This is a genomic window from Streptomyces sp. NPDC060205 (assembly GCF_042728395.1).
Taxonomy (GTDB): domain Bacteria; phylum Actinomycetota; class Actinomycetes; order Streptomycetales; family Streptomycetaceae; genus Streptomyces.
Window position 1 is genome coordinate 1 of record NZ_JBHWZP010000401.1, and the last position, 7,803, is coordinate 7,803.

Sequence of the window (7,803 nt, forward strand, 5' to 3'; positions counted from 1 at the left end):
ACGAGGCGATCGCCCGACTCACGGCGTAGCGCCCCGGCGCCCCGCGCCCCCTCAAGGGGCGCGGGGAACTGCGTGCTCAGCCCACGACGACGCGCGCACGACGGCCGACGGCCACCCCAGGTGGCACCACCCCGCCGCTCACAGCCACGCCGCGAACTCCAGCAGCAGCTCGGCGTCCCGCGGCCGGCCCACCCGCCGGGCCCGTACGCCCGACTCCACGGCCCGGAACAGGGTCCAGCCGCGCAGCCGCTCCTGGTCCAGGTCAAGGGACTCCGCGAGCCGCTTGATCCGCCGGCGGGTGGTGGAGCCGCCGGACGGCGAGGCGATCAGGTCCTCGACCCGGTCACGGACCAGCCGGGCCAGGTCGAAGGCGCACTCGCCGACCACGGGGTCGGGGCCGACGGCCAGCCACGGACTGCGTTCACCGGCCAGGACCTTGCTCTGGCGGAAGGTGCCGTGCAGCAGGTGCGCCTGCGGCGGCGACGCCAGCAGTTCCTCCCGCACCGCGAGGGCCGCGTCGACCAGCGGCACCGCCTCCGCGTCGGCACCCGTCCGCATCGCCTCGGCCTGCCGCCCGGTCCGCTCGGCCACCGTCTCGAAGACATGGTCCGTAGGCGGCTCGACCCACAGCCGGCGCAGCGTCCCGGCCGCCTCCAGCATCGACTTGGCCTCCGGCAGCGAGCGCACCGACACATCGGGATGCAGCCGCTCAAGCAGCAGGACGCCCTCGGTGCCGGCCGGCTCCAGGAGGCGTACCGCGCCCCGGCCGTCCCAGTGCGCCAGTGCGGCCCGCTCGCTCTCCGGGCGGGCCCGGGGCGGCGCCAGCTTCAGGACGGCGGGGGTGCCGTCCGCCAGCCGGACGAGGATCACCAGGCTGCCGCGCCCGCCGGGAACCTGCACACGCTCCACGGTCGACCCGCGTAGCGCGACCGCCCGCTCGGCCGCCCCGGGCAGCTCCGCCAGCCAGTCGTCACCACCCGGTGCCGCCTCGCCGAGCGCCCTGACCAGACGCCGCGGCGGTTCGAAAGCCATGCGCGAGTAGTTCCCTTCCGTGTACGGGGCCCCCTGTACGCGTCTCCGTGCGCGTCACGAGGTCGGTGTCGCCGACGCGGTGGCGGAGGCCGACCGCTCGGCGAGACCAGGGAAGGCTACGCTCTCGCCGCGCCAGCGCACCGCCCGCACCGCTGCGTCCCGCAGGGCCTGGGCCGCGGCCTGCCGCCGCTCGCCCCCGGCGGCCCGGACGAGGTCGGAGTACACCCCGGCCACGCGGTCCTCCAGCTCGGCGGCGAGCCGCAGGGCGGACTCAGCGTCCGGGACCGCGAAGGGCAGCTTGTAGGCCGCCGCCGCGGGCTCGGGCTCGCCGCCCAGGTCGCGCACCGTGCGGGCCAGCTCGTCCCGGCGGGCGCGGTGCGCGTCGTAGGCGGCCCGTGCCTCGGTCCGCCGTGCCTCGCCGATGCGGGCGCCCACGACCCCGTAGCCGTACACGGCCGCGTGCTCGGCGGCGAGCGCAGCCTGCGCGGCCGTCAGCTGCGCCGACGCCTTCGCGGCTGCCTGCGCCCGGGCTCCGGTCGCTCCAGTCCTGCCGGAACCGCTCACTTCTTGTCCTCCGTCAGCAGGAACGCGTGTGCCGCGCCGGCCGCCGCCACCGAGGCGAGCAGCCGGGCCAGTTCTCCCGGCACGTCCGCCAGGGCCTTCGTCCGCCGGTCGGCCAACGCGCGCTCGGCCGCCGCGAGTTCGCCGCGGGCGCCCTTCTCGGTCGCCGGCACCTCGGGGGAGGGGGAGGCGGAGGGAGAAGGGGTGGGCGAAGCGCTCACCGAAGCATTGGCGGAAGGTTTCGCCCGCTTGCCGCCACCGAACGCCTCGGCGTGCCGTACGACCTCCGCGAGCAGCGGTGACAGCCGGGCGTCCAGGGCGGGATGCGCGGCGAGGACGGCCTCGTACCGCCGCGCGAGCTCTTCGCTGTCGCGGGCCGCACGCGCGCGTGCCCGTGCGGCGGCGGACGAGCTCCCGCCGGTGGTCCCGGAGGCGGAGTCGGAATCGGAGCAGCCGACGAGCAGCGCGGAACCCGCGGCAGCTGTGGCGGCCCCGGCGAGCAGGCTCCTTCGGCGCGGTCCCGAGGGGGTGCGCGACGGCAGGGTGAACGGCACGGCAGACGTCCTCGTCAGGGCTCGTACGAACGATATGGGCGGCAGACCCTTGATCACGGTACCCGCGTACCGCCCCGGGGCCCACCAGCGGCGCCGCCCCGTCGCCGGCGGGGCACGGTGGACGGCAACACCCCTTGGGACCGGATACCCTTTGACCTGACACGCGACCTACCCACAACAGCACACGCGGCCGAGGAGTCACCCGGATGAGCACCACCCAGAGCGAGAGGCTGCGAGAGCTCCTGGAACCGCTCGTCAGCTCGCAGGGACTCGACCTCGAAGAGATCGAAGTGGACTCGGTGGGCCGTAAGCGTGTGCTGCGTGTCGTCGTCGACTCCGACGAAGGAGCCGACCTCGACGCGATCGCCGATGTGAGCCGCGCGCTCTCGGCGAAGCTCGACGAGACCGACGCCATGGGCCAGGGCGAGTACACCCTTGAGGTGGGAACCCCCGGCGCCGAGCGCGAGCTGAAGGAACACCGTCACTACGTACGTGCCACCGGACGGCTCGTGAAGTTGCAGCTGAACGAGGGCGACGAGCTGGTCGCCCGGATCGTCACGGTCGACGACGAGGGCGTGGACGCGGAGGTGCCCGGCGTGAAGGGGCGCAAGCCCACCGCCAGGCGGCTCGCCTTCCAGGACATCGCCAAGGCGCGCGTCCAGGTCGAGTTCAACCGCAAGGACAAGAAGGACGAGAAGGACATGGAAGAGGAGGAGGCGTAGCCGTGGACATCGACATGAGTGCCCTGCGGGGCCTGGTGCGGGAGAAGGAGATCTCCTTCGACCTGCTGGTCGAAGCGATCGAGTCGGCCCTCCTCATCGCCTACCACCGCACCGAGGGAAGCCGCCGCCACGCGCGCGTGAAGCTCGACCGGGAGACCGGCCACGTGACCGTGTGGGCGAAGGAGGACCCCACCGACCTGGAGGAGGGGCAGGAGGCACGCGAGTTCGACGACACCCCGTCGGACTTCGGCCGGATCGCCGCCACCACCGCCAAGCAGGTCATCCTGCAGCGCCTGCGGGACGCGGAGGACGACGCGACGCTCGGCGAGTACGCGGGCCGGGAGGGCGACATCGTCACCGGTGTCGTCCAGCAGGGCCGCGACCCGAAGAACGTGCTCGTCGACATCGGCAAGCTGGAGGCCATCCTGCCGGTGCAGGAGCAGGTCCCCGGTGAGACGTACCAGCACGGCATGCGGCTGCGGTCGTACGTCGTACGGGTGGCGAAGGGTGTCCGCGGTCCGTCCGTGACGCTCTCGCGCACGCACCCGAACCTGGTCAAGAAGCTCTTCGCGCTTGAGGTGCCGGAGATCGCCGACGGGTCCGTCGAGATCGCCGCCATCGCCCGCGAGGCCGGCCACCGCACGAAGATCGCCGTCCGGTCCACCCGGTCGGGGCTCAACGCCAAGGGCGCCTGTATCGGCCCGATGGGCGGCCGGGTGCGCAACGTGATGGCCGAGCTGAACGGCGAGAAGATCGACATCGTCGACTGGTCGGACGACCCCGCGGACATGGTGGGCAACGCGCTCTCCCCGGCCCGGGTCTCCAAGGTCGAGGTCGTCGACCTCGCGGCCCGGTCCGCGCGGGTGACCGTGCCCGACTACCAGCTGTCGCTGGCGATCGGCAAGGAGGGCCAGAACGCCCGCCTCGCCGCCCGGCTGACCGGCTGGCGCATCGACATCCGCCCCGACACCGAGCAGGTCGGCGAGGACGGCGGCGACCGGCCCGAGTACCGGCGTGACGATCGCCGTGACGAGCGGCGCGAAGGCCGGTCCGGGGAGTGACCCGGGAATAGGTCCGAGCCGCGAGTGGTTTGGATCACGACGGTTTCACGACAGTTTTATGCACGGCAACTGTTCGATACTTGCCCCAAAGGGGTGAGGTCGGTGCAGGGAGGTAGACTTGACGGTGTCTGGCCGGACGCCCGCCCGAGCATGCCCTGAACGCACCTGTGTGGGGTGCCGGGAGCGAGCGGCCAAGACCGAACTGCTGCGTGCTGTGGCGGCCGAGGGCGAATGTGTCCCCGATCCTCGCGGTACGCTGCCCGGCCGGGGTGCGTATGTACACCCCGCCCTGGTCTGTCTCGACCTGGCGGTCCGCCGCCGGGCGTTCCCACGGGCGCTGCGTGCCCCGGGTCAGCTCGACACAAAGGCGTTGCGCCGGTACGTCGAGCGGCAGACAGTTGCCGAGCAGGCAACACCGTAAGACGTGTCGCACGGATCCCCGTGCGGCCCTGGTACCCCGCGAGTTGGAAGTAGGTCGAGATTGCGATGAGCACTCGATGAGCACGCGATGAGTACGCCCATGAAGTAGCGACGGTCCGGACGCAACCCGGACCTAAAAGGAGCGAAGTGGCTAAGGTCCGGGTATACGAACTCGCCAAGGAGTTCGGGGTGGAGAGCAAGGTCGTCATGGCCAAGCTCCAAGAACTCGGTGAATTCGTCCGTTCGGCGTCCTCGACGATCGAGGCGCCCGTTGTTCGCAAGCTGACAGACGCCCTCCAGCAGGGCAGCGGCGGCGGCAAGCCCGCCCCGCGCAAGGCCGCGCCCGCCAGGCCCGGCGCGCCCTCACCGGCGCAGGCCGCCCGTCCGGGTCCGGCCGCCCCGCGCCCGCCGGCCCCGAAGCCGGCCGCCGCGGAGAAGCCCGCGGACACCTCGGCCCCGGCGGCTCCCGCCGCCCCGGCCTCCGGTACGCGCCCGACGCCGGGCCCCCGGCCCGCGCCGCGGCCCGCTCCGGCGTCCCCGGCTCCGGCCGCCCCCGAGTTCACCGCGCCGCCCGCGGCTCCGGTGACCCCCGCCCCGGCCGCGAACCCGCGTCCGAGCGGTGCCCGTCCCGGCGCCCCGAAGCCCGGCGTCCGTCCCGCAGGCCCCGCACAGGGCGGCCAGGGCGGTCCCGGTCAGGGCCGTGGCGAGCGTCCCGACCGCGGCGGCGACCGCGGTGACCGTCAGGGCGCCCCGCGTCCCGGCGGCCAGGGCACGCGTCCCGGCGGTCGTCCCGCGGGACCGCGCCCCGGCAACAACCCGTTCACCTCCGGTGGCTCCACCGGCATGGCACGTCCGCAGACGCCCCGTCCGGGCGGCGCACGTCCCGGCCCCGGCGGACCCGGTGGTTCCGGTGCTCCGGGCGGCGCTCCGCGTCCCCAGGGCGCGGGCCAGGACCGCGGTCCCCGTCCGCAGGGCGGCCCCGGCGGCGCCCCGCGTCCCGGTGGCGGTCCCGGCGGTGCCCGTCCGACTCCGGGCGGCATGCCTCGTCCGCAGGGCGGTCCCGGTGGCGCTCCGCGTCCCGGTGGCGGTCCCGGCGGAAACCGTCCCAACCCCGGCATGATGCCGCAGCGCCCGGCTGCCGGCCCGCGTCCCGGCGGCGGTGGCCCCGGTGGCCGCGGTCCCGGCGGCGGCGGTCGTCCCGGCGGCGGTGCCGGCGGCGGTCGTCCCGGTGGCGGCGGCTTCGCAGGCCGTCCCGGCGGTCCCGGTGGCGGCGGCGGCTTCGCCGGTCGTCCCGGCGGTCCCGGTGGCGGTGGCGGCGGTTTCGCCGGCCGTCCGGGTGGTCCCGGTGGCGGCGGCGGTGGCCGTCCCGGCTTCGGTGGCCGTCCCGGTGGTCCCGGTGGCCGTGGTGGCACACAGGGCGCCTTCGGCCGTCCCGGTGGTCCCGCGCGTCGCGGTCGCAAGTCGAAGCGGCAGAGGCGCCAGGAGTACGAGGCCATGCAGGCCCCGTCGGTCGGCGGCGTCATGCTGCCTCGCGGCAACGGACAGTCCGTCCGTCTGTCGCGCGGTGCCTCGCTCACCGACTTCGCCGAGAAGATCGGCGCCAACCCGGCGTCGCTCGTCGGCGTGATGATGAACCTCGGCGAGATGGTCACTGCCACGCAGTCCGTCTCCGACGAGACGCTGAAGCTCCTCGCGGACGAGATGAACTTCGTCCTGGAGATCGTCAGCCCCGAGGAGGAGGACCGCGAGCTTCTTGAGTCCTTCGACATCGAGTTCGGCGAGGACGAGGGTGGCGAGGAGTTCCTCGTCGCGCGTCCGCCGGTCGTGACCGTCATGGGTCACGTCGACCACGGTAAGACCCGCCTTCTCGACACCATCCGCAAGACGAACGTCGTCGCGGGCGAGGCCGGTGGCATCACCCAGCACATCGGTGCCTACCAGGTCGCGACCCTCGTCAACGACGAAGAGCGGCGCATCACCTTCATCGACACCCCGGGTCACGAGGCGTTCACCGCCATGCGTGCCCGTGGTGCGAAGTCGACCGACATCGCGATCCTCGTGGTGGCGGCCAACGACGGTGTGATGCCCCAGACGATCGAGGCGCTGAACCACGCCAAGGCGGCCGGTGTGCCGATCGTGGTCGCGGTCAACAAGATCGACGTCGAGGGCGCGGACCCGACCAAGGTGCGCGGTCAGCTCACCGAGTTCGGTCTGGTGGCCGAGGAGTACGGCGGCGACACGATGTTCGTCGACATCTCCGCCAAGCAGGGCCTCAACATCGAGAGCCTGCTGGAGGCCGTGGTCCTCACCGCGGACGCCTCGCTCGACCTGCGGGCCAACCCGGAGCAGGACGCGCAGGGTATTGCGATCGAGTCCCACCTCGACCGCGGCCGCGGTGCCGTGGCGACCGTCCTGGTCCAGCGAGGCACCCTGCGGGTCGGCGACACCATGGTGGTCGGCGACGCGTACGGCCGTGTCCGCGCGATGCTCGACGACAAGGGCGAGAACGTGGAAGAGGCGGGTCCCTCGACCCCGGTCCTCGTCCTCGGTCTCACCAACGTCCCGGGCGCCGGCGACAACTTCCTCGTCGTCGACGAGGACCGCACGGCCCGCCAGATCGCCGAGAAGCGCGCGGCGCGCGAGCGCAACGCCAACTTCGCCCGGCGCGGAGTCCGGTTCTCCCTGGAGAACCTGGACGAGGCCCTCAAGGCCGGTCTGGTGCAGGAACTCAACCTCATCATCAAGGGCGACGCGTCCGGTTCGGTGGAGGCCCTTGAGTCCTCGCTGCTCCAGCTCGACGTCGGTGAAGAGGTCGACATCCGCGTCCTGCACCGCGGTGTGGGTGCGGTCACCGAGTCGGACATCGACCTGGCGACCGGATCCGACGCCATCGTCATCGGCTTCAACGTCCGCGCTGCGGGCCGCGCGGCGCAGATGGCGGAGCGCGAGGGCGTCGACGTCCGCTACTACTCGGTGATCTACCAGGCCATCGAGGAGATCGAAGCGGCCCTCAAGGGCATGCTCAAGCCGGAGTACGAAGAGGTCGAGCTCGGTACGGCGGAGATCCGCGAGGTCTTCCGCTCGTCCAAGCTGGGCAACATCGCCGGTGTGCTGGTTCGCTCCGGCGAGGTCAAGCGCAACACCAAGGCGCGGTTGCTGCGCGATGGCAAGGTCATCGCGGAGAGCCTCAACATCTCCGGTCTGCGTCGCTTCAAGGACGATGTCACCGAGATCCGCGAAGGGTTCGAGGGCGGTATCAACCTCGGCAACTTCAACGACATCAAGATCGACGACGTCATCGCGACGTACGAGATGCGCGAGAAGCCGCGCGCGTAGCGCCTGCGGCTTGGCTTGACCGTGTGGGGTTGGCTCACAGGAACTAGTTCCTGCGGGCCGACCCCCACGGGGTTTTCTCGCCCCCGCCGCCCCTACCCGTTCCCGTCACTGCATGGG

At 72.8% G+C, this 7,803-nt stretch carries 7 protein-coding genes; 4 read left to right on the plus strand and 3 right to left on the minus strand.

Translation table 11 applies throughout. From position 1 onward, the window contains the following. Positions 1-138: 138 nt before the first annotated feature. From ACFWGJ_RS39120 to ACFWGJ_RS39130, 3 genes are all read right to left on the minus strand, one after another. Entirely contained in the window at positions 139-1,032 is an 894-nt protein-coding gene (locus ACFWGJ_RS39120; protein WP_387333723.1) for an aminoglycoside phosphotransferase family protein, read from the minus strand. 54 nt (positions 1,033-1,086) lie between these two features. Further along, positions 1,087-1,527 (minus strand): ferritin-like domain-containing protein, encoded by a 441-nt coding sequence (locus ACFWGJ_RS39125; protein ID WP_387333729.1) that lies wholly within the window; start codon positions 1,525-1,527, stop codon positions 1,087-1,089. A 65-nt stretch (positions 1,528-1,592) separates the two neighbouring features. Continuing rightward, positions 1,593-2,147 carry a hypothetical protein gene (locus tag ACFWGJ_RS39130; RefSeq protein WP_387333724.1) on the minus strand — a complete coding sequence of 185 codons (555 nt, stop codon included), beginning with the start codon at positions 2,145-2,147 and terminating at the stop codon, positions 1,593-1,595. A gap of 206 nt (positions 2,148-2,353) precedes the next feature. On the opposite strand from ACFWGJ_RS39130, the gene rimP reads away from it, so the two are divergent. The 4 genes from rimP to infB all read left to right on the plus strand — a co-directional run bounded on the left by rimP (position 2,354) and on the right by infB (position 7,686). Beyond that, the gene (rimP, locus tag ACFWGJ_RS39135) at positions 2,354-2,869 is read left to right on the plus strand and encodes a ribosome maturation factor RimP (RefSeq protein WP_387333725.1); all 516 of its coding nucleotides are present in this window, start codon (positions 2,354-2,356) and stop codon (positions 2,867-2,869) included. Between the two features lie 2 nt (positions 2,870-2,871). Then, positions 2,872-3,930, plus strand: coding sequence for a transcription termination factor NusA (gene nusA, locus ACFWGJ_RS39140; RefSeq protein WP_387333726.1), 1,059 nt, complete (start codon positions 2,872-2,874; stop codon positions 3,928-3,930). Positions 3,931-4,054: 124 nt separating this feature from the next. Next, a complete protein-coding gene (locus ACFWGJ_RS39145) occupies positions 4,055-4,351 on the plus strand; it encodes a YlxR family protein (RefSeq protein ID WP_387333731.1) in 297 nt (98 codons plus the stop codon). 146 nt (positions 4,352-4,497) lie between these two features. Next, entirely contained in the window at positions 4,498-7,686 is a 3,189-nt protein-coding gene (gene infB, locus ACFWGJ_RS39150; protein WP_387333728.1) for a translation initiation factor IF-2, read from the plus strand. Positions 7,687-7,803: the final 117 nt, after the last annotated feature.